The sequence below is a fragment of the Corynebacterium sp. CQ3829_602738 genome (assembly GCF_054478435.1).
Genome location: NZ_CM137003.1, coordinates 1451757 through 1473268 on the forward strand (window position 1 = coordinate 1451757; position 21512 = coordinate 1473268).

Genomic DNA, 21512 nt, shown 5'->3' on the forward strand with positions numbered 1-21512 from the left:
TCGGGGCGTTAGCCGTCGAAAAGCAAAGTGCTTAGTTGTTCAGGCTCTTTTCAACCTCGTCTTCGATACATGTCTTGTACTGCTCGTTATCGCCTTGGAACTGCTCGCACGCCTCCATGACTCCGTCGTCCAAGAGCTGCTTCGCCACAGAGATGCCGAAGATGAGCATCAGCGCGGACAGGATGGTGGCGATGGCACCCATGACGATGCCGGAGATCGCCATGCCCTTGCGGGAACCCGGGCCAGCGATGGAGTTTGCCTTCTTCACGCCGACGATGCCCAAGATCAGCGCGATCACGCCGAGGATGAGGCCCGGGAAGAGGAAGAGCAGGCCCAGCAAGGACAGGATGCCCAGGATCATCGCGGCAAGAGCAACACCGTTGTTCTGCTGGGGCGGGGCAGCCTCGTAGCCGTACGACGTCGGCGGCTGGTTGTAGTTGCTGCCGGCCATGCCGTAGCCGGCGTGGCCAGGCTCGCCGCGGGTGTAGTCCGGCTGCAGCTGCTCGGGGGCGGTGTAGTCGCCATAGTTGGAAACGCCCTCCGGGTGGCCGCCAGCAGGGTTGGTGCCGTACTGCTCGCCACCGTAGGGGTTTTCACCGTACGGATTCTGGCCGTTCGGGTTCTGGCCGTTCGGGTTCTGGCCGTTCGGGTTCTGGCCGTTGTAAGGGGTGCTCATCACAAATCCTTTCGTTTCATTGCGGTGCACGCCACCCTACCGGTGGGGCTACCAGTCTCGCAGGAAGGCGATGCGCTCGCGCAGCTGCTCGGCGTTGCACAGCGCGGTGGGCGGCCCGCCGCAAGCTTTGCGCACCTCCGTGTGGATCGCGCCGTGGGGCCGGCCGGTCTTCCCGGCGGCGATGGCCACGCGGGCGTTGAGTTCTTTGCGCAGCGCGGGGATTTCGTCCGCGGCGGTTGTGGCGTTAGAGGCGGCCGCCGCTTCCGGTGCCGGGGCCGGCTTTTTCACCGGCTCGCCGAGCACCTTCGCCCGCTCGCGGGCCTTGCGCTCCTCCGCTTTACGCGCCCGCTCTTCAGCGTCGCGCGCGTCCAGTTGGTCGCTTTGGCGCTTGGCCAAAAGGGTGCGCACCTGGTCGGCGTCGAGCAGGCCGGGCAGACCGAGGAAGTCCTGCTCCTCTGCAGAGCCGGCTTGGGTAGGCGTGCCGTAGGTGGAGCCGTCGAAAATCAGCGAATCCAGCTCGGCGGAAGCGCCGATGGATTCGTAAGACGGCATATCGTCCGGCTCGGTTTGGGTGCGGTTGGCTTGCTCGAGCAACTCATCGGACCAGCCTGACTCCCGGTGGGGTTTACCCAGGACGTGGTCGCGCGAGACCTCCATCTCCTCTGCCAGTCGTAGCAGCACCGGCACCGACGGCAGGAACACGGACGCAGACTCGCCCGGCATACGGGAGCGCACGAAGCGGCCGATCGCCTGGGCGAAGAACAACGGAGTGGACGCTGAGGTGGCGTACACGCCCACGGACAGCCGCGGCACGTCCACGCCCTCAGAGACCATGCGCACCGCCACCATCCACTCGTCGCGCGAGGCGGAGAACTCGTCGATGCGCTCGGACGCGCCCGGCTCGTCGGAAAGCACCACAGTAACTGGGGTGTTGGACAGCTTCTTCAGAATCTTTGCGTAGGCGCGGGCGGTGGTCTTGTTCGTGGCGATGACGAGGCCGCCAGCATCCGGCATGTTGGCGCGGATCTTCATCAACCTGGTGTGCGCGGCGGAAAGCACCGCGGCAATCCAGTCGCCCTTCGGGTCCAACGCGGTGCGCCAGGCGCGGGTGGTTTGCTCTGCGTTCAGCGGTTCCCCCAAGCGCGCGGAATACTCCTCGCCCGCCGAGTCCTTCCACTGTGCCTCACCCGAGTACGCGAGGAAGACCACGGGGCGCACCACGCCGTCGGCAAGCGCATGCGAGTAGCCGTAGGTGTAATCGGCCTCCGAGACCAAGTGCCCTTCGCCGTCTTCGACGTAGCGCACGAACGGGATCTGCGAGTCGTCGGAACGAAACGGTGTGCCGGTCAGCGCAAGTCGGTGCTCCACATCGTTGTACGCCTCGTAGACGCCGTCGCCCCAACTCTTGGAATCGCCGGCGTGGTGGATCTCATCCAAGATCACCAGCGTGCGGCGGGCGGAAGCCACAGCGTGGTGTTTGAAGGGGTGCATGCCCACCTGCGCGTAGGTGACCACGATGCCGTCGTAGGAAGCGTTGACGGCAGACGAGTTGGTGAAGTTCGGGTCCAACGACAGCCCGAAGCGTTTCGCCGCGTCGGACCACTGATGCTTCAGGTGCTCCGTTGGCACCACCACGATGATGCGCTGGACGGTCTTGTCCTCTTTCAGGCGAGAGGCCAGGGTGAGCGCGAAGGTGGTTTTGCCCGCGCCAGGGGTTGCCACGGCCATGAAGTCGCGCGGCTTGTCGCGGAGAAACGAATCAAGGGCCTCCTGCTGCCATTTGCGCAGCTGGGGCCCAGAAGTCGCAGCGGTCACTTGCGGCGCAGCCCCTTGTAAATCCGTTCGCAGTCGGGGCACACCGGGGATCCCGGCTTGGCCTGCTTTTTCACCGGGAAAGTCTCGCCGCACAACGCCACCACCACTTTGCCGGAGATGGCGGAATCGACGATCTGGTCCTTCTTCACGTAGTGGAAGAACTTGGGGGTGCCGTCGTCTGTGGTCGACGAGGTATCTTCCCTGAGGTCCGGGCGCTCGAGCGTCTTCGTCGTCGTATTCACGGCATCCATCATGCCCCAATTCGGGCGAGAGGTTAAGCCGGAGGGCTAACCTCAAGGTTCATGAGCGCCAACGAACAGCCATCCACTGAGCGCGCCTCCCGCCGCTTCCGCCGGGGCAGGAAATCCCGCGCGCTGATCACGGATGCTTCCTACACTCCCGAGCAGAATAGGCAGTCGCGCGAGAAGCAGTACGCCGTCTTGCAGGGGTTGCGCTTGCCATTCATTGTCGCGGCGGTGGCTGCGGCGTGGGCTCATTGGTGGGTACTCGCCGGCATTTTCTTCGTGGTCTCTGTCCCGTTGCCGTGGATTGCTGTGGTGCGAGGAAACGCGCAGGGCGAGGTACGGGATACCCGCCAGAAGAACGTGTACAAGCCTGCCGTGGCACGCCAGGAGCAGCAGATGTTGGCGCAGCAGCAGCGCACGGCGCTGGATTCGGCCGAGGCAGATCGCGGCAGCTCCCCCGCTATCATCGACCACGACGAATAAGCCCCCTCGCACTGCAGGAGTTTTAGCGTGACTGCCCCAGATGACCTCTCCCCTCACCTTCCCGCAGTTGCCCAGGCGCTTGCCAAAGAACTCGACGCGGCGGGTTTCAGCGCCGACGGCATCGCGGCCCACCTTGGGCCGGAGGCCACCGAGGCGCTCTACCGCCGCGAGCCGGGGGTTGTTCTGGCGGCATGTTCCGACGACGCGCGCCTGTCGCGCCTGATCCGGTTCTTCGTGCTGCGTCGCCCCGCAACAGCGGAGGCGTTGGGTGAGATGCTCACCCCAAAGCTTGCGCTTTCGCTTATCGACGACCACTTGGTGCTGCCCGTGCCAGACTCATCCACCTACCGTATTGCCGTCGAGGTACGTCCCCACGTCGTGGCCGGGAAACCGAGGTTGGTGCTGTCCGACCTGGATGCCTCTATGACTGAGCACGTCCCGGGCCGCGACCACGTCCTCGGTGTCGGCTCGGCCTCGCTGTCCTTGCTGTCGGCCACACCGTGCACTCCGGTGGATTCGGTGCTGGATTTGGGCACCGGCTCCGGTATCCAGGCGCTCGCGCAGGCGGACGCCGCCACGCGCGTGGTGGCCACGGACGTCCACACCCGCGCGCTGGAGTTCGCCGAGGCAACCATGCGGGCGAACGGGGTGGACAACGTGGAGCTGCGCGAGGGCGCATGGTTCGAGCCGGTGCAAGGCGAGACATTCGACCGCATCGTGGCCAACCCGCCGTTCGTGGTGGGGCTGCCGGAGGTGGGGCATGTCTACCGCGATTCCGGCTTGGACCTCGACGGCGCAACTGAACTGGTGCTCAGCCAGGCGCCGGAGCACCTCGCCGAGGGCGGCCGCGCGTTCATCCTCGGTTCCTGGGTGCATGTGCTCGACCAGTCCTGGCAGGCCCGCGTCGCATCCTGGCTACCGTCCCACGGCGTGAGCGCCTGGGTGCTGCAGCGCGATGTGGTCGATCCCGGAATGTACGTCTCCACCTGGCTGCGCGACGAGTCCATCGATCCCCGCTCGGACGAGGGCGTCGCGCGCACCGTGCAGTGGCTCGACCACTTCGCCGACAACGACGTCCACGCGGTGGGCTTCGGCTGGATCCTCCTGGAAGACATCGGCGACGCTCCCAGCGAGATCACCTGCGAGGAACTGTCCCAACCGTTCACAGACCCGCTCGGCCCGGAGGCGGAAGAGTACTTCACCCGCACCGCGTGGCTGCGTGGCAAAGACCGCGACGGCATCCTCGACGCGAACTACGTGGTCCGGCCGACGGTAGCGCTGGAAGACATCAAACTCGCCGACACCGAGCTCGGAATGGGGTTCGCCGATGAAACACTGCGCATCACCCGCACCGACGGGCCGCGGTTTTCCCACACCATCGACGCTGGCATCCTCTCGCTGATTTCGGGACTGCACCCCAACGGACTGCCGTTGCGGGACGTTGTCGGCCTGTACGCGGCGTCGCGCGGGCTGGGGCAACCGGAGGACGTCGACAAGCTTGAAGCGGATGCGGCGGGCGCTGTGGTTGACCTTGTGCGCCACGGGCTGATCCTTCCCGCTGAAATTGCGCAATTGACTCACCTTTAAACAGAACGGAGCAGCAATGAAAGCAGTACTCGCGCGTGTGACAAGCGCGTCCGTGACCGTGGACGGCGATACCGTCGGCGCGATCGACTGTCCCGACACCGGCGGGATCCTCGCTCTCGTCGGCGCGGGCCGCGAGGACGCGGACGATGCGTGGGAGACGGTTGCGCGCAAGATCGCGGAACTGCGCATTCTCGACGGCGAACGGTCGGTGGAGGATGCTGACGCTCCGGTGCTGCTGGTCAGCCAGTTCACGTTGATGGGCCGCACGGCGAAAGGACGGCGCCCGTCCTGGAGCGACGCTGCACCTGGCGACGTCGCGGAACCGGTGATCGGCAATATTGCCGAGGCACTGCGCTCGCGCGGCATCCACGTCGAGGAAGGCCGATTTGGTGCGCATATGCAGGTCGAAAGCGTCAACGACGGTCCCTTCACCGTGATCGTCGAAGCGTGACCTGAATATATTTCCCGCGGGCGGGAACACTGGGCGACAGCTGAACGTTGCCCATCTAGACTGCCCAGCTGTCCCACCCAGCTTTTCCACCTAGTCCGAGGAGGCGTTGCCACATGACCCAACCGGATCACGCTGCACAGGGAACCAAGGAATCCGAAGAGACCGTCGACCGCGGTAGCCGGAGGAACCAGACAAACGACAACCCTTCTGCGGACCTTGTTCGCGTCTACCTCAACGGCATTGGCAAGACTGCCCTCCTCAACGCTGAGGAGGAGGTCGAACTCGCCCAGCAGATCGAGGTCGGCTTGTACGCGCAGCGCCTTTTGGACGATCCGGAGGTGAAGCTCACCCGCGCGAAGAAGCGCGACCTGAAGATTCTGGCGAAGGAAGGCCGCAAGGCGCGCGCCCACCTGCTGGAAGCCAACCTGCGCCTCGTGGTGTCGCTGGCGAAGCGCTACACCGGCCGCGGCATGCCGCTTCTGGACCTGATCCAGGAAGGCAACCTGGGCCTGATCCGCGCGATGGAGAAGTTCGACTACTCCAAGGGCTTCAAATTCTCCACCTACGCCACGTGGTGGATCCGCCAGGCGATCACGCGCGGCATGGCGGACCAGTCCCGCACGATCCGCCTCCCAGTCCATCTGGTGGAGCAGGTGAACAAGCTGTCCCGCATCCGCCGTGAGATGTACCAGTCCCTGGGCCGCGAGCCCACGAATGAGGAGCTGGCGGAGGAATCCGGCATCGAGGAATCCAAGATTGAGATGCTGCTGCGCCAGTCGCGTGACCCGGTGAGCTTGGACATGCCGGTCGGTGCCGACGAGGAGGCGCCGCTGGGCGACTTCATCGAGGACGCCGAGGCCACCGATGCCGAGGACGCGGTGGTGACCACCCTGCGCCACGACGATATCGAGGACATCATTAACGGCCTCGAGCAGCGCGAGCAGGACGTCATCCGCATGCGCTACGGCTTGACCGACGGCGTGCCGCGCACCCTGGACCAGATCGGCCGCCAGTTCGGCCTGTCGCGCGAGCGCGTCCGCCAGATCGAACGCGAAGTGATGGCGAAGCTGCGCGCCGGCGAGCGTGCCGACCGCCTGCGCGATTACGCGCTCTAAGCTGCCGCAGTCAGCACACGTTTACAGCCCAGCGCCCCGCATGAGGTTCACCGGTACCGCCGCGGGTGCTGGGCTACAGTGTTGCCACATGGTTTTTGGACCCCGAGCCAGCACCGCGATTGGAAGGGAGCATCACAGTGCGTGACCTCGTTGACACCACAGAGATGTATCTGCGCACCGTCTACGAACTGGAAGAGGAAGGCATTACGCCGCTGCGCGCGCGAATCGCGGAACGCCTCGAGCAATCCGGCCCCACCGTCTCGCAGACGGTGGCTCGCATGGAGCGCGACGGACTGATCGTGGTCGAGCACGACCGCTCCCTGTCGCTGACCGATGAGGGGCGCCGGCGCGCCACCGCCGTGATGCGCAAGCACCGTCTTGCAGAGCGCCTGCTTACGGACGTGCTGAAGCTGGACCTCGCCCAGGTCCACGAGGAGGCGTGCCGGTGGGAGCACGTCATGAGCGAAGATGTGGAGCGCCGCGTCGTCGCGGTGCTGGACAACGCGGACCGCTCCCCCTTCGGCAACCCAATCCCCGCACTCGACGAGCTCGGCGCAGCCGCCAGCACCGCCGACCAAGCGGGCACCCGCGCCAGCGACCTCCGGCTCAAGGAACCTGTGCGCGCAAAGGTGGTGCAGATCAGCGAGATCCTGCAGGACGGCGCACTGCCAAGGGCCGCCGGCCAATTGGTGGGCCAGACGGTGGAACTGCAGCCGCTGGAAGACGGCGCACTGGAGGTGTCCACAGATAAGGGTGAGACTTTCGTTCTCACCGCGGATGTCTCGCATGCCCTTCGCGTGGAGCGCGAAGACTAGCCAGCACGGAAAGGACTGCCATGAAGCTTGTTGTCACCGGCGGCGCCGGCTACGTGGGCAGCGTATGCGCTGCCACCCTGCTCGAAGCGGGACACGAAGTGATCGTCGTGGACGATCTGTCCACCGGCAACCGTTACGCCGTTCCGGAAGGCGCCACGTTTGTCGAAGGTGAGATCCGCGACGTCATCGACGATGTGCTCGCCGCAGACGGCGCCGCACCGGTGGACGGCGTGCTGCATTTTGCGGCGAGGTCCCTTGTCGGCGAGTCCATGGAGGACCCCGCCAAGTACTGGCACGGCAACCTCGACGTTTCGCTGGCTCTGCTCGATGCGATGCGCCGCCACGGTGCGAATTCGCTGGTCTTTTCCTCCACTGCCGCCACCTACGGAGAACCTGACGTGGTGCCGATTACGGAGGACGCTCCCACCCGGCCGACCAACCCGTACGGCGCGACGAAGTTGGCCATCGATGACGCCATCACCTCTTACTGCAACGCCTACGGCCTTGGCGCAACCAGCCTGCGCTACTTCAACGTCGCCGGCGCGTACAACGGCATCGGCGAAAACCACATCACGGAGACGCACCTGATCCCCATCGTGCTGCAGGTGGCAATGGGCTACCGCGACAAGATCATGATGTACGGCGACGACTGGCCCACGAAGGATGGCACGTGCGTGCGCGATTACATCCATATCCGGGACCTCGCAGACGCGCACGTGCTCGCGCTTGAAGCCAACTCCCCCGGCACGCACCAGATCTACAACTTGGGCTCCGGCGACGGGTACTCCGTTCGCGAGGTGGTCGAGGTTTGCCGCGAGGTCACCGGCCACCCAATCCCGGCGGAGGTGGCGCCGCGCCGTGCAGGCGACCCGGCGACGCTGATCGCGTCCTCGGAGAAGATCCGCGACGCCCTCGGATGGAACCCGACGCGGACGCAGCTGCGCACCATCGTCGAAGACGCCTGGGAGTTCACCCGCCAGCTCGGGGACCGGTCGCATTCCGCACGCTAGACGCGCATTACCCCTCGAGCTCGCTCCAGGTGTCTAGGCACCCCTGGCGACACAGCTCGAGTAGTGAATGGCCCTGCCCGATGTCCAACACGCCGCCCAACAACGCGGTCAAGTTGTGCCCCGGCAGCTCCCCCTCTGCACACTCCAGCGCCGCGCTGGCCCAACCGATGAGTCCCTGCGACAAGGCGATCATGGCCCACAGGCACAGCGCGTTCGCCCTGATTTCCCCGCGGAAATTGCGCGCGATGGTCAACAGCACCGCTCCGGCCGCCCGCGGGCGTTCCAACGCGTCGAGAATGAGGAAGTCGCGCAATCTACTTCCGGACAGCATGGCGGCGAACAGCTCGACGTCGTCCTGACCGGTAAACACGTCGTCGATAAAGAGGCTGCCGTCGATGTCGATCAGCCCCGCGTTCGGCGCGGCGGCGTAGACGCTACATGCTCTTTTGATCTGGACCCGCGCGGCTTTCGGAGCCATCTTCACCAGTTGGAACAATTCAGCGCCGCGCGTGTACGCGGCGGGCGCGAGAGCCTCCCCTGTCTCCACATCAGGCTCGAAGACCGGGGCAAAGTGGGAGAACACTTCGCCCTTGTGCAGCTCCGGCAGCACTCCGTGGTCGATCAACGGGCGCATCGGTTCTGCCGCTGCCACCGAGGTCACCGTGCCTTGCTCGTAGCCCGCGCTCCATTCCCAGACTGCACTGGCGGTGTCCGGGTCGGGTCCGAACACCAACTGGTAGTGCGTGCCGTCGGCGATTTCGGAGACGATCCAGCAGGCTTCGACGATCTCGCCGAATGCGTCCGCTGCCATTCGCAACCCTTCCGCAGCCACCGCAACCATCTGGGACTCCGGAACCCGCGTGACAATTACGGCAAAGGTGGCCACATGTCGGGCGAGAGGGATGCGTTGCAGCGCGCGTTGAATACTCTCGGTGCTTCCCACATCGGCGTCGAGGTAGGCCCCGATTTCCAAGGTCTGTGAAGCTCCCGGTGGGCTGTAGGCGTTGATGAGCACTACCGCCTCGTTTGGGAAGTAGCCGAGCGCGGCCGGGATGGAGGCGATGAGTTGTGCCGGCGAGCGGAGCAACTGCGCGCTCGGGCACGGCGAGATCGGGCTGGTCGGATGGTTTGTTTCGTGCGGTTGTGGCTGAATATCCATAACTGTTAGACGCTCGAAGGGGCGCACCGGTTCCATGCGGGAGCGAAGTTTTCTTCACACCTCTTCGTACGCAATCCTTAAGGCCGTGGGTGCCAACTTCCGGTTGCGGGTCGGGCACAATGGAATATTCCGCGACGCCAACCGTTGTGTGGGTGGAGCACGAAAGCCGGGAAGGCGAGCAATTTCAGGAGGCCGAAGACCATGACGCAGGAACGTCGTATGTACGAACTTGAGTACCCCGCGCCGCAGGTGAGCGGGGAGGCAAACAACGGCCCTGCCCTTATTGTCGCGATGCACGGCTACGCCGATGCGGGCCACGCCATTGAGTCCGCGGCCGACCACTTGAAGGCCGCGCTGGAGTCGAGGACTGTGGCGACGTTTAGCAACGACGAGCTGATTGATTACCGTTCCCGCCGCCCGACGGTGACGTTGTCGCACGCCGAAATCACCGATGTTGCGGACCTGCAACTAGATATGCGCGTCGTTCGCGACGAGAAGGGCCAGTCCTTCCTTCTCCTCTCCGGCCCGGAGCCGGACCTGCGCTGGGAGGCTTTTAGTAGTGCGGTGGCGGATCTCGCGGATCGGTTTGGCGTAAGCAAGACCATCTGCCTTTATGCGGCTCCGATGGGTGCTCCGCACACCCGCCCGCTGGTGGTTTCCGCCCACGGCAACGACCGCGAGTTGGTCGGCTCCATGTTCACATTCGACGGCATGGTCAGCGTGCCTGGTTCCGCTTCGGTCTTTATCGAGCGGGAACTGCACAAGCGCGGCCGCCCGGTCGCCGGCTACACCGCGCACGTGCCGCACTACGTAGCGGCTTCGCCGTACCCTCACGCGACGTTCCAGCTGCTGCAGTCCGTGGAGGATTCCACCAAGCTGCAGTTCCCGCTGCGTTCCCTGGAGGCGGATATGCGCCGGGTGTCGCAGCAGCTGGCGGAGCAGACGCATAACTCGGACGAGATCACGAATGTGGTGCAGGCCCTGGAGGAGCACTACGACCGGGAGATGCAGGAGTACCGCGACCGCCACCCGCAGGCGATGATGCCGGGCGAGGCACAGATGCCTAGCGGCGAGGAGATCAGCGAGGCGTTTGAGAACTACCTCACCGCCATCGAGGACCGGGACCGCAACGAGCAGCGCAGCCTCCCCCACAGCGAGGAGACGGATCAGCGCCTGCGCGACCATTTCTTCATCGATCCTTCGGCTCCCGAGCGTTCGCTTGACGACGACCAAGGGGATTCCGACGGGGACGGCTACGGCGACGACCCCCGTTAGCGTGTCGGCCGGTCGGCTACGGTGAATGCTGTGATGCTGACCGATTTGCTTGAAGACATTGCGCAGGCCCCCGAATCGCTGTTCGAGGATGCCGTGTGGGACTCGTTCAATTCGTGGACGACATCCCGCGGCATCTCGCTGTATCCGGCGCAGGAGGAGGCCTCGCTCGCGCTGCTTGCGGGCGACAACGTCATCTTGGCCACCCCGACCGGATCGGGTAAGTCGATGGTGGCCAACGCCGCGCACTTCATCGCGATGGCGCGCGGCCAGCGCACGTTTTACACCGCGCCGATTAAGGCGCTGGTGAGCGAGAAGTTTTTCGCGCTGTGCGAGATTTTCGGCGCGGAGAACGTCGGCATGATGACGGGTGACGCGTCCGTGAACTCGAATGCCCCCATCATCGCCGCCACCGCCGAGATCGTGGCCAACATCGCGCTGCGCGAAGGCAAGGACGCCCGGATCGACCAGGTGGTGATGGACGAGTTCCACTACTACTCGGAGCCGGAGCGCGGCTGGGCGTGGCAAGTACCGCTGCTGGAGCTGCCGAAGGCGCAGTTCCTTCTCATGTCCGCCACGTTGGGCGACACCGCCTGGCTGGAGAAGGACCTCACTGAGCGCACGGGTCGCAAGACCACGTACGTCGGCGGCGCGGAGCGCCCGGTGCCTTTGGACTTCCACTACGTGTTCTCCCCGGTGCACGAGACCATCGAGGAGCTGCTCGAAGACAACAAGGCGCCAATTTACGTGGTGCACTTTTCCCAGCGCGAGGCCACGGAGCGGGCGCAGGCGCTGACGAGCATGAACATCATCACGCCTGAGGAGAAGCAGCGCATCGCTGACGAGATCGGGGACTTCCGCTTTACGACGACCTTCGGCAAAACCCTGTCCAAACTGGTGCGCCGCGGCATCGGTGTGCACCACGCAGGCATGCTGCCGAAGTACCGCCGCCTGGTGGAGCGGCTCTCCCAGACCGGACTGCTGAAAGTCATCTGCGGCACCGACACCCTGGGCGTGGGCATCAACGTGCCGATCCGCACGGTGCTGATCACCGGCTTGGCCAAGTTCGACGGCACCCGCCAGCGCATCTTGAAGTCCCGCGAGTTCCACCAGATCGCCGGGCGTGCCGGACGTGCGGGCTACGACACCGAGGGCACGGTCGTGGTCGAGGCGCCGGAGCACGAGATCGAGAACGTGAAGCTGCGCCGCAAGGCGGGCGACGACCCGAAGAAGCTGAAGAAGATCCGCAAGAAGGCGGCACGCGACGGCGAGGTCAGCTGGTCCGAGAACACCTTCGAGCGCCTTAAGGTGGCCGAGCCGGAGGAGCTGACCAGCCAGTTCAAGGTGTCTAACTCGATGCTGCTCAATGTCGTCGCCCGCCCGGGCGACGGTTACGAGCACATGCGGCATCTGCTGCGCACGAACCACGACCCGCGGGCGAAACAGAACCGCGACATCATCCAGGCGGTCAACCTGTTCCGCGGGCTGATCAACGCCGGGGTCGTCGAGCGCACGCCGGATTCTCCCGCGTACCGGCCATACACCCTGACCCAGGAGCTGGACCGCGATTTCGCGCTGAACCAGCCGCTGTCCCCTTTCGCGCTGGCGTTTCTCACGTTGCTGGACCCGGAGTCGGAGACCTACACGCTGGACGTGATTTCCGCGTTCGAGGCGATTTTGGACGACCCGCGCCAGCTGCTGCAGGCCCAGCAAACCGCCGCCCGCGGCGAGGAGATCGCGGCGCTGAAAGCCGAGGGCGTGGACTACACCGAGCGCATGGCGATCATCGAGGACGTGACCTACCCCAAACCGCTCGCCGACGAGCTGGACGAGGCCTTCGACACGTTTACCCAGGGCAACCCCTGGGCCAAAGAATTCGAACTGTCGCCGAAGTCCGTGGTGCGCGACATGATCGAACACGCGATGACGTTCTCGGACCTCATTGCCACCTACGGGCTGGCCCGCTCCGAGGGCGTGGTGCTGCGCTACCTCACCGACGCGTGGCGCACCCTGTCCTACTCCATCCCGGACGCGTACATGAACGAGGAGCTGGAGGACATCGTCGTCTGGCTCGGCGAGTTGATCCGGCAGGTGGATTCTTCGCTCATCGACGAGTGGGCACACATGACTGGGGACGATCAGCCGGTGAGCCAGGACACCATCGACCGCGAGCTCGCCTTCGGCGTGGAGGACCCCACGGCGCTTACTGCGAACCGCCGTGCCTTCACCATCATGGTGCGCAACTACTTCTTCCGCCTAGTGGAGCTGTTCGCCTACGAGAAGGAGGACCAGCTAGCGGAGATGCTGGACTACCTGGAACCGGATGCGCGTGTGGACTGGCCGGCGGCGATGGACGACTACTTCGACGAGTACGACGACGTGGACTTGGGCCCTGACGCGCGCGGGCCGGAGTTCTTCCGCCTTGCGGACACCACAGGCCGGTCGTGGACGGTCTCCCAGATCATCAAGGACCCGGAGGGCGACAATGCCTTCCAGCTGCACGGCACTGTCGATCTGGACGCCTCCGACGAGGCCGGCGAAGTGCGACTTGCGGAGTTGGTGATCAAAGGGGGGTAACCGAAGGGACGTCGATAGGCGAAATGCGGGGCGGCGAGGTGTGCGCTGCGGTACATTGCCCTCAGCACAATCGAACTTCTTTGTGAGGAGGACCATAAATGACCCGCACGATCGTCGTGGGAGCTGGCATGACCGGACTTTCCACCGCGTGGCATCTTCAGGAGTACGGCCATGAGGTGGAGGTGCTCGAGCGCATCGACGTCGCCGCCGGTTCGTCTTGGGGCAACGCCGGCTGGCTGGCACCGGGCAAGACCATTCCCCTGTCGAACTCGAGCCTGTGGGCATACGGTCCGACCGCACTGTTTGATAAGCACGCCGCGCTCGATGTGCCGGTGCGCATCGACCCGAAGCTGTGGCGTTTCTGCGCCAACTTCATGGCGCACGCCACCGGCCGCGCCTGGGACAAGACGATGGCGGGCCTGACCAAGGCCGATCTCGGCGCGCTCGCGGCCTTCGACGAGCTCGAGGCCGGCGGCGTGAAGGCGACCACCCACGAAGGCCCGTTCATCATCGGTTTCGAAAACGAGAAGAAGGCCAGCGGCTTCCTCAAGGAGGTCGAGGGCGCCCAGCGCCACGGCCAGGAGATCCCGTTCGAGCAGATCACGCTTGACGACGCCCGCACGGACGCCCCGATGCTCACCGACAAGGTGGGTGCGACGTACCGCATGGGCGGCCAGCGCTTCATCGAGCCGGGCCCGTACTGCCAGGCAATCGCGAACTCCATCGTGGAGCGCGGCGGCAAGGTCACCACCGGCGTGGAGGTCGTGGAGGTCAGCTCCACCCGCAAGCCGGCCGTGAAGCTGGCCACCGGCGAGTGGCTGCACGCTGACAACGTCGTGTTGGCCACCGGCGCGTGGCTGCCGAAACTGGCCAAGGACCTCGGCGTGACCACGCTGATTCAGGCGGGCCGCGGCTACTCCTTCTCCGTGGAGACCGCAGAGCCGGCAACTTGCCCGGTGTACCTTCCGGACCCGAAGATCGCCTGCACCCCGTACCAGGGCCGCTTCCGCATCGCCGGCACGATGGAGTTCCGTGGCCCGGACGAGCCGTTCCAGCCTGGCCGAATCGCGTCCATGATCCACACCACCAAGCCGTTCTTCCGTGGCATCGATTGGGAGGACCGCCAAGACGAGTGGGTCGGCTCCCGCCCGGTGACCCCGGACGGCCTGCCGCTGGTGGGCGCGACCAAGGTACCCAACGTCTACACCAACGGCGGCCACGGCATGTGGGGCATCATCCTCGGCCCGCTGTCCGGCAAGATGCTGGCCAAGCAGATCGAGACCGGCGAGGTGGACGAGACCATCGCGCCGTTTGACCCGTTGCGCGGCCCCTTCGGCGGCCTTTAACCCCGCCTCCCCTAGCCCCGGAAACCGGTGTTTTCCGGGGCTTTTTCATGCCCGCAGAGAATCTTTGACAAATCAGTGGCCTGCGTCGTACATATGCATTAGTTTGAGGGTTGTCACATAGGACTGTTTTAGTGGTAAGGAACACATATGCCGAACTTGCTCACCAACCAGCTCCCGCCCGAGAACACCGCTGACCTCGATCATGTGGTCGACGCGGCCGTGACCCGCGCGTACCACTGGATGGAAGCGACCGCCGACGCCGATGCGGACGACGCCCAGACACAGCAGCTCGCCGAGATGCTTCGCGACGACAACGGTGTCCGCTTCACCATGGACTTCGTCGACCGCGTGATGCGCCCCGAAGACAACCGCGTGGCCGCGAACGCGTTGCGCGCAATCACCAGGGGCGTCGACGCGTCCTTCCTCGGCCGCATCAACGCCCTGCTCGTCGGTGCCGGTGCTTTCGTCGGCCCGTTCTTGCCGTTTGTGGTTGTCCCGGCGGCGCGCATGCGTCTGCGCCAGCTGGTTGGCCACCTCGTGCTCGACGCGGAGTCCGACGCGTTGAACAACCTGCTCGACAACGCCGAGAGGCGCGGCGAGGAACTCAACCTCAACCTGCTCGGCGAAGCCGTGCTCGGCGAGAAGGAAGCGACGGACCGCGCAGAGCGCACCCTGAACCTGATCAAGAACCCTCGCGTGACCTACGTGTCCGTCAAGGCCTCATCCATGGTCTCCCAGCTCAATCATTGGGACTACGACGAGTGCGTGCGGCTGGTCAAAGACCGCATCCGCCCGCTGTACCGCGCCGCGCGCGACCGCAGCCCCCAGGTGTTCATCAACATGGACATGGAGGAGTACCACGACCTCCACCTCACGCTCGACGTGTTTACCCAGCTGCTCAGCGAGGACGAGTTCAAGGACTACCAGGGCGGCATCGTGCTGCAGGCGTACCTGCCCGACACGCTCGGCGCGCTGGAGTACCTCGCAGACTTTGCGAAGCAGCGCGTGGCCGACGGCGGCTCCAGGATCAAGATCCGTCTGGTCAAGGGCGCGAACCTGTCCATGGAGCGCCACCACGCGGAGGTCAAGGGCTGGGCGCAGGCACCGTACCTGACCAAGGACGAAGTGGACGCGAACTACTACCGCCTGCTCGACTTTATCGTGCGCCCCGAGTACGCCGACAGCGTCGCCATCGGCATCGCCTCCCACAACTTATTCACCTCTGCCCTCGCTTACGAGCTGGCGCAGCGCCGCGGTGTCGCTGGCATGCTCGACTCGGAGATGCTGCAGGGCATGTCGCCGGCGCAGCAGCAGATCGTGCGCGAGGCTTACGGCCGCCAGATCCTCTACACCCCGGTCGTGCGCAAAGACGACTTTGACGTGGCGGTGAGCTACCTCGTGCGCCGTCTCGAAGAAAACGCCGCACCGCAGAACTTCTTGCACGCCCTGTTCGCGCCCAAGACCGATAAGCGGGACCCGATTAAGGAGCAGGAGGAGGTCTTCCGCTGGGCGGTGGACAACCGCTGGGGCGTGCGCAACGGTCCAAATCGGGACCAGGACCGCACCAACGAGACCGGGCGCCAGGTCTCCGCGGAGTCGGCCACCACCGGCCGCTTCTTCAACGAGCCGGACACGGACCCGGCGCTTGAAGCCAACCGCGCGTGGGCAATCGAGCACCTGACAAACCCGCCGGCTGTAGACACCGGCGAGGAGATCACTGACCCAACCGTCATCGCCGACCACATCTCCCGCGCCCAGGAAACCCAGAAGGCCTGGGGCGCGCTTTCCGCGCACGAGCGCGCCGACATCCTCGACGCCATCGGCGACGAGATCGCGCGCCGCCGCGGCGACTTCGTCGCGGTCGCCGCACACGAGGCCGGCAAGACGGTGGACCAGTCCGACCCGGAGATCTCCGAGGCGATCGATTTCTGCACCTACTACGCCGACAGCGCCCGCCACCTGGACGAGATCGCCGCGGACTTCGAGCCGAACACACTCACCGTCGTTGTGCCGCCGTGGAATTTCCCGGTAGCCATCCCCACCGGTGGGGTGATGGCGGCGCTGGCCGCAGGCTCCGCCGTGATCCTCAAGCCGGCGCCGCAGGTGACGCAGTGCGCCAAGCTCATCGCGGACTGCATCCACGCGGTGTTCGCGGACAAGGGCATCAACGCCGACACCGTGCAGTACGTGCGCGCGGACGAGGGTGAGGCGGGCAAGGCACTGCTTACCGACGACGCCGTGGACGCCATCATCCTCACCGGCGCCTCCGAAACCGCGCAACTGTTCAAGTCCTGGAACCCGAAGCTCAACGTCATGGCGGAGACCTCCGGCAAAAACGCCATTATCATCACCCCGTCCGCCGACCCGGACCTTGCGGTCAACGACCTGTACCTGTCCGCGTTCGGCCACTCGGGCCAGAAGTGTTCCGCGGCCTCGCTGGCCATCCTTGTCGGCTCCGCTGGTGAATCCGAGCGGTTGAAAAACCAGCTGCTCGACGCAGCCTCCACCCTGGTGGTGGGCCCGGGCACCGACCTGTCCACCACCATGAACGGGCTGATCGAAGCCCCGGGCGAGAAGCTCGAGCGCGGCCTGACCACCCTGGAGCCGGGCGAGACATGGCTCCTGAAACCGCGCAAGCTCGACGAGGAAGGCAAGTTCTGGTCCCCCGGCATCCGCGACGGTGTGCAGCCCGGTTCCTGGTACCACCAGAACGAGTGCTTCGGCCCGGTGCTGGGCATCATGCACGCCAAGGATCTGGACGAGGCGATTGAGTGGCAGAACTCCACCGGCTTCGGCCTCACCGCCGGTATCCACACCCTCGACGGCGAGGAGATCACCACGTGGCTCGACCGTGTCGAGGCCGGCAACGTATACGTCAACCGCGGCATCACCGGTGCGATCGTGCAACGCCAGCCGTTCGGCGGCTGGAAGAAATCCTCCGTGGGCCCCGGCGCGAAGGCGGGCGGGCCGAACTACGTCGCGCAGATGGGCACGTGGCGGGAGCGGGCGGAGCTGGCGCCGTCGTTAGGCGTGAGCATCTCGGCGAAGGTGCAGGAGCTTCTCGACGCATTCCGTGCCAACGTCAGCGACGAGGACTTCGGGTGGCTCTCCCGCGCTGCCGAGTACGACCAGCGCGCGTGGGACAACGAGTTCGGCCGTGGCCACGACCACTCCGGTCTGCGCTCCGAGGCCAACATCTTCCGCTACCGCAGCACCCTCGAGCCTGTGGTGGTCTACGTCGGCGAGGGCTACCGGCTGCGCGAGGTGTACCGCCAGCTGCTCGCCGCCGCGATCACCGGCACCGAGGTGCGCGTGGTGGCCCCGGATGCGATCGCCCGCGAGCTTGAGGCAGCCGATGTGGCCGTCGACACACACGCCGTCACCGGCACGCCTGACCGCATCCGCGTGGTCGGAAGCGCGCCCGAGGAGCTCTACGGCGACGTCGCCACGGCGGTGTTCGACGGGCCCGTGCTCATCGACGGGCGCCGCGAGCTCCTTCCCTACCTGCTGGAGCAGGCCGTCTCTGCGACGCTGCACCGCTTCGGCGTGATCCACGATCCGGCTGGCATCCGGAACTAATACCCCCGTCCACCTAGACACACAGGGAGCACCCTGATGACGACTGCCCCACCACCACAACCAGACGCGACGGCCCGTCCGAAGGCCGGCGTCGTCCCCGACGAAGATGCGGGCTTGCAGAAAGGCCTGTCCACGCGCCAGATCAACATGATCGCCATCGGCTCGGCGATCGGCACCGGCCTGTTCCTCGGCGCGGGTTCGCGCCTGCAGGCGGCCGGCCCGTCACTGGCCCTGATGTACCTGCTGTGCGGGTTCATCGGCTATCTCATCCTGCGCAGCCTGGGCGAGCTCATCGCCCACCGTCCGACCTCCGGGTCATTCGTCTCCTACACCCGCGAGTTCTACGGCGAGAAGGCCGCGTATGTTTCCGGCTGGCTGTACTGGTTTAACTGGGCAGCTACCGCGGTGGCGGACGCAACCGCGCTGGCTATTTACATCCGCTGGTTCGGCCAGTACTACGGCTGGATCAACGACGTGCCGCAGTGGGTCTACGCCCTGGTCATCATCGTGCTAGTCACCGCCATGAACCTGGTGTCGGTGAAGTTCTTCGGCGAGATGGAGTTCTGGTTCTCGCTGATTAAGGTGCTTTTCCTGCTCACCTTCCTCGCCGTGGGCACCTTCATGGTGATCTTCGGCAACCCGAGCGGTGACATGACCGGCCTGACGCTGATCACCGACAACGGCGGCTGGTTCCCCAACGGTGTGCTGCCCGCGCTGATTGTCATCCAGGGCGTCGTGTTCGCCTTCGCCGGCATCGAGCTGCTGGGCACCACCTCCGGCGAGGCGAAAAACCCGAAGAAGGACATTCCGCGCGCCATCAACGCCGTCGTATTCCGCCTGCTGCTGTTCTACTTCGGCTCCATCTTGCTGCTGTGCATGCTGTTGCCCTACACCGAGTACTCGGGCGACGAGTCGCCGTTTGTGACTTTCTTCGATTCCATTGGCGTGCCGTACGCAGGCGCCATCACCCAGCTGGTGGTCATCACCGCGGCGTTGTCCTCGCTCAACGCAGGCCTGTACTCCACCGGCCGCATCATGTACTCGCTGTCCAAGGCGGGTTCCGCCCCGCAGTGGGCGGGCAAGGTGACCAAGGGCGGCGTGCCGTACGGCGGCATCCTGCTCACCACCGGCGTCGCACTGTTCGGTGTGGTGCTCAACTACTTCGTGCCGGAAGCTGCATTTGAGGTCGTGCTCAACATCGCCGCGCTGGGCACTATGGCGTCGTGGGCGGCCATCTCGCTGTCCCACATGCGCTTCGTCCGCCTGGCGCGCGAAGGCAAGTACACACGCCCCGACTACCGCGCCCGGTTCTCGCCGTTCACAGACATTGTCTCGCTGCTGTTTTTGGTGCTCGTGGTCGTTCTCATGGCCTTCGACTACCCCATCGGCACGTGGACGCTTCTGGTGTCGCTGCTGATGTGGCCGGCGCTTGCGTGGGGCTGGTTCAAGGTCCGCGACCGGGTGGAGTTCATCTCCCGGTCCCACGTGAATTACGAGAAGATCACCGGCGAGCAAGCCCCAGACATCGACCCGCCGCGGCGCAGCCCGTAGCGCTGCTACACACGTAACCGACCACACACCCAACCAAACCCGAAAGGAACCTCATGCCTCAGCTCGTAGACGTTCAGAACATGTGCCGTTGGATCAACCATCACGGCGTGGAAAAACTCATCGCCGGCATCCAGAGCTACATTGAAGAAGACTTCGTGCGCTGGGAAAGCTTTGACAAGATCCCGCGTGTGGCCAGCCACACCCCCATCGGCGTGATTGAGCTCATGCCTACCTCGGACTCCAACGAGTACGCGTTCAAGTACGTCAACGGCCACCCCTCCAACCCGGCCCGCGGCTACCAGACCGTCACCGCGTTCGGCGTGCTGGCAGATGTGGACAACGGCTACCCCACCTTCGAGGCGGAGATGACGCTGCTGACCGCGCTGCGCACCGCCGCGACCTCATCCATGGCCGCGAAGTACCTCGCACGCAAGGACTCAGAGGTCATGGCGATGATCGGTGCGGGCTCGCAGTCAGAGTTTCAGGCGCTGGGTTTCCGCGCGGCACTCGGAATTGAGCGGGTGCGCATCTTCGACATCGACCCGAACGCGATGGAGAAGTTCCGCCGCAACATCGAGCCGCTCGGCATCGAGGTCTACATGGCCGCCAGCGTCGAAGACGCGGTTGAAGGCGCGGACATCATCACCACCTGCACCGCGGACAAGGCGCAGAACACCATCCTGGACTACTCGCTTGTCCGCCCCGGCGTACACATCAACGGCGTCGGCGGGGACTGCCCCGGCAAGACCGAGCTGGACGCGCGCATCCTCGACGACGCCACCGTGTTCGTGGAGTTCCCGCCGCAAACCCGAATCGAGGGCGAGATCCAGAACAAGGGCGACGATTTCGAGGTCGTGGAGCTGTGGAAAGTCATCGCCGGCAAGCACGAGGGCCGCACCAGCGACGAGGAGATCACCCTGTTCGACTCCGTCGGCTTCGCCATCGAGGACTTCTCCGCGCTGCGCTACCTTCGCGATTCCGTGGCGGGCACCGAGTTCGAGGAGTTCATCGACCTAGTCGCGGACCCCGACGACCCGAAGGACCTGTTCTCCTTGACCACCAACGTGCTCAGCCCCCTGTAGAGCCTCTGCTCCACGCGACAGACCAGACCTCAGCGCAAAACCAGACCTCAAGCGTGGGCGCGACCTGGGGTTTTGCAGGTGCGTTCGGCTTGAGATCTGGTTTCACCCGCTTCACGACGAAACCTCCGGCAGCCCCCGCTTCGTGCGGGTTCTTGCCGGAGGTCGTGCCGTCGTCAAGCGTAAATGCTTAGCGGGCGTCCTCGATGGTGATTGCCTGGGCCACAGCCTGGACAACGCCGGCGACCTTGACGGCCTCCCAGACCTGCTCCTTGGTCACACCCTCCTCGCGGACGGTGTTGGCGTGCGCCACGGCGCAGTGCTCGCAGCCGTTGATGGTGGAAACAGCGAGCGACCACAGCTCGAAATCGGCCTTTTCCACGCCCGGCTTCGAGATGATGTTCATGCGCAGGCCGAACTTCACGTTGGCGTAATCGTCGCCGAGCCAGCCCTTGGCGCGGTAGGCGACGTTGTTCATCGCCATGACGGTGGCGGCGCCGTACGCGGCCTCCACAGCCTCCTCGGAGAGGTGCTCCTTGGCTTCCTCAGCGATCTCTGCGATGACCTTCGCGTTGCGGGTCGCTGCCGCGGAGGCGAGCAGGGTACCCCAGAGCTGCTGCTCGCTGAGCTCGGTGGAGCGGGTCAGCGAACCGAGGTTGAGCTTCTGGTCCTTCGCGTACTCGGGCAGTGCGCCGCGCAGGTTCTCAATCGACATCATGTTCTCCTTTGCCGGACGGGTTTGACTGAAAAAG

At 65.1% G+C, this 21512-nt stretch carries 17 protein-coding genes; 12 read left to right on the plus strand and 5 right to left on the minus strand.

Annotated elements, in window-relative coordinates:
• Nucleotides 1-31: 31 nt before the first annotated feature.
• The 3 genes from ACX1NL_RS07055 to ACX1NL_RS07065 are packed head-to-tail and all read right to left on the minus strand — an operon-like array spanning nt 32 to nt 2742.
• Entirely contained in the window at nt 32-676 is a 645-nt protein-coding gene (locus ACX1NL_RS07055) for a DUF4190 domain-containing protein (protein ID WP_458897729.1), read from the minus strand.
• A 48-nt stretch (nt 677-724) separates the two neighbouring features.
• Nucleotides 725-2491, minus strand: a complete 1767-nt coding sequence (locus tag ACX1NL_RS07060; RefSeq protein ID WP_458897730.1) for a DEAD/DEAH box helicase — start codon at nt 2489-2491, stop codon at nt 725-727.
• Nucleotides 2488-2742 carry a DUF3039 domain-containing protein gene (locus tag ACX1NL_RS07065; RefSeq protein ID WP_458898920.1) on the minus strand — a complete coding sequence of 85 codons (255 nt, stop codon included), beginning with the start codon at nt 2740-2742 and terminating at the stop codon, nt 2488-2490. Before ACX1NL_RS07065 ends, ACX1NL_RS07060 begins: the two co-directional genes overlap by 4 nt.
• Nucleotides 2743-2793: 51 nt before the next feature.
• On the opposite strand from ACX1NL_RS07065, the gene ACX1NL_RS07070 reads away from it, so the two are divergent.
• The 6 genes from ACX1NL_RS07070 (at nt 2794) to galE (ending at nt 8197) form a co-directional block, all read left to right on the plus strand.
• A complete protein-coding gene (locus ACX1NL_RS07070) occupies nt 2794-3219 on the plus strand; it encodes a DUF3099 domain-containing protein (RefSeq protein ID WP_194559390.1) in 426 nt (141 codons plus the stop codon).
• 27 nt (nt 3220-3246) lie between these two features.
• A complete protein-coding gene (locus tag ACX1NL_RS07075) occupies nt 3247-4806 on the plus strand; it encodes a DUF7782 domain-containing protein (RefSeq protein WP_458897731.1) in 1560 nt (519 codons plus the stop codon).
• A 16-nt stretch (nt 4807-4822) separates the two neighbouring features.
• Nucleotides 4823-5257 carry a D-aminoacyl-tRNA deacylase gene (dtd, locus tag ACX1NL_RS07080; RefSeq protein WP_458897732.1) on the plus strand — a complete coding sequence of 145 codons (435 nt, stop codon included), beginning with the start codon at nt 4823-4825 and terminating at the stop codon, nt 5255-5257.
• A gap of 113 nt (nt 5258-5370) precedes the next feature.
• Nucleotides 5371-6372, plus strand: coding sequence for a sigma-70 family RNA polymerase sigma factor (locus ACX1NL_RS07085; protein WP_181888563.1), 1002 nt, complete (start codon nt 5371-5373; stop codon nt 6370-6372).
• A 137-nt stretch (nt 6373-6509) separates the two neighbouring features.
• Entirely contained in the window at nt 6510-7187 is a 678-nt protein-coding gene (locus ACX1NL_RS07090; RefSeq protein WP_181888564.1) for an iron dependent repressor, metal binding and dimerization domain protein, read from the plus strand.
• Between the two features lie 20 nt (nt 7188-7207).
• A complete protein-coding gene (gene galE, locus ACX1NL_RS07095) occupies nt 7208-8197 on the plus strand; it encodes a UDP-glucose 4-epimerase GalE (protein WP_181888565.1) in 990 nt (329 codons plus the stop codon).
• A gap of 7 nt (nt 8198-8204) precedes the next feature.
• Here the strand turns inward: galE and ACX1NL_RS07100 are convergent, their stop codons facing one another.
• Complete coding sequence (locus ACX1NL_RS07100; protein WP_458897733.1) at nt 8205-9356, minus strand: DUF4192 domain-containing protein; 1152 nt, start codon at nt 9354-9356, stop codon at nt 8205-8207.
• Nucleotides 9357-9575: 219 nt separating this feature from the next.
• Here ACX1NL_RS07100 and ACX1NL_RS07105 point away from each other — a divergent pair, with 219 nt between their 5' ends.
• The 6 genes from ACX1NL_RS07105 to ACX1NL_RS07130 all read left to right on the plus strand — a co-directional run bounded on the left by ACX1NL_RS07105 (nt 9576) and on the right by ACX1NL_RS07130 (nt 20763).
• On the plus strand, nt 9576-10631 hold the full coding sequence (locus ACX1NL_RS07105) for a PAC2 family protein (protein ID WP_236883405.1): 1056 nt from the start codon (nt 9576-9578) through the stop codon (nt 10629-10631).
• Nucleotides 10632-10664: 33 nt separating this feature from the next.
• Complete coding sequence (locus tag ACX1NL_RS07110) at nt 10665-13205, plus strand: DEAD/DEAH box helicase (protein ID WP_458898921.1); 2541 nt, start codon at nt 10665-10667, stop codon at nt 13203-13205.
• Between the two features lie 98 nt (nt 13206-13303).
• Nucleotides 13304-14551 (plus strand): NAD(P)/FAD-dependent oxidoreductase, encoded by a 1248-nt coding sequence (locus tag ACX1NL_RS07115; protein ID WP_181888568.1) that lies wholly within the window; start codon nt 13304-13306, stop codon nt 14549-14551.
• A gap of 147 nt (nt 14552-14698) precedes the next feature.
• Nucleotides 14699-18130: a bifunctional proline dehydrogenase/L-glutamate gamma-semialdehyde dehydrogenase gene (locus ACX1NL_RS07120; protein ID WP_458897734.1), complete on the plus strand. Its 3432-nt coding sequence runs from the start codon at nt 14699-14701 to the stop codon at nt 18128-18130.
• A gap of 36 nt (nt 18131-18166) precedes the next feature.
• A complete protein-coding gene (locus tag ACX1NL_RS07125; protein WP_269952679.1) occupies nt 18167-19681 on the plus strand; it encodes an amino acid permease in 1515 nt (504 codons plus the stop codon).
• Between the two features lie 53 nt (nt 19682-19734).
• Nucleotides 19735-20763: an ornithine cyclodeaminase gene (locus ACX1NL_RS07130; protein WP_269952680.1), complete on the plus strand. Its 1029-nt coding sequence runs from the start codon at nt 19735-19737 to the stop codon at nt 20761-20763.
• A 187-nt stretch (nt 20764-20950) separates the two neighbouring features.
• Here ACX1NL_RS07130 and ACX1NL_RS07135 read toward each other — a convergent pair whose 3' ends face one another.
• Entirely contained in the window at nt 20951-21475 is a 525-nt protein-coding gene (locus tag ACX1NL_RS07135) for a carboxymuconolactone decarboxylase family protein (protein ID WP_181888572.1), read from the minus strand.
• Between the last annotated feature and the right edge of the window lie 37 nt (nt 21476-21512).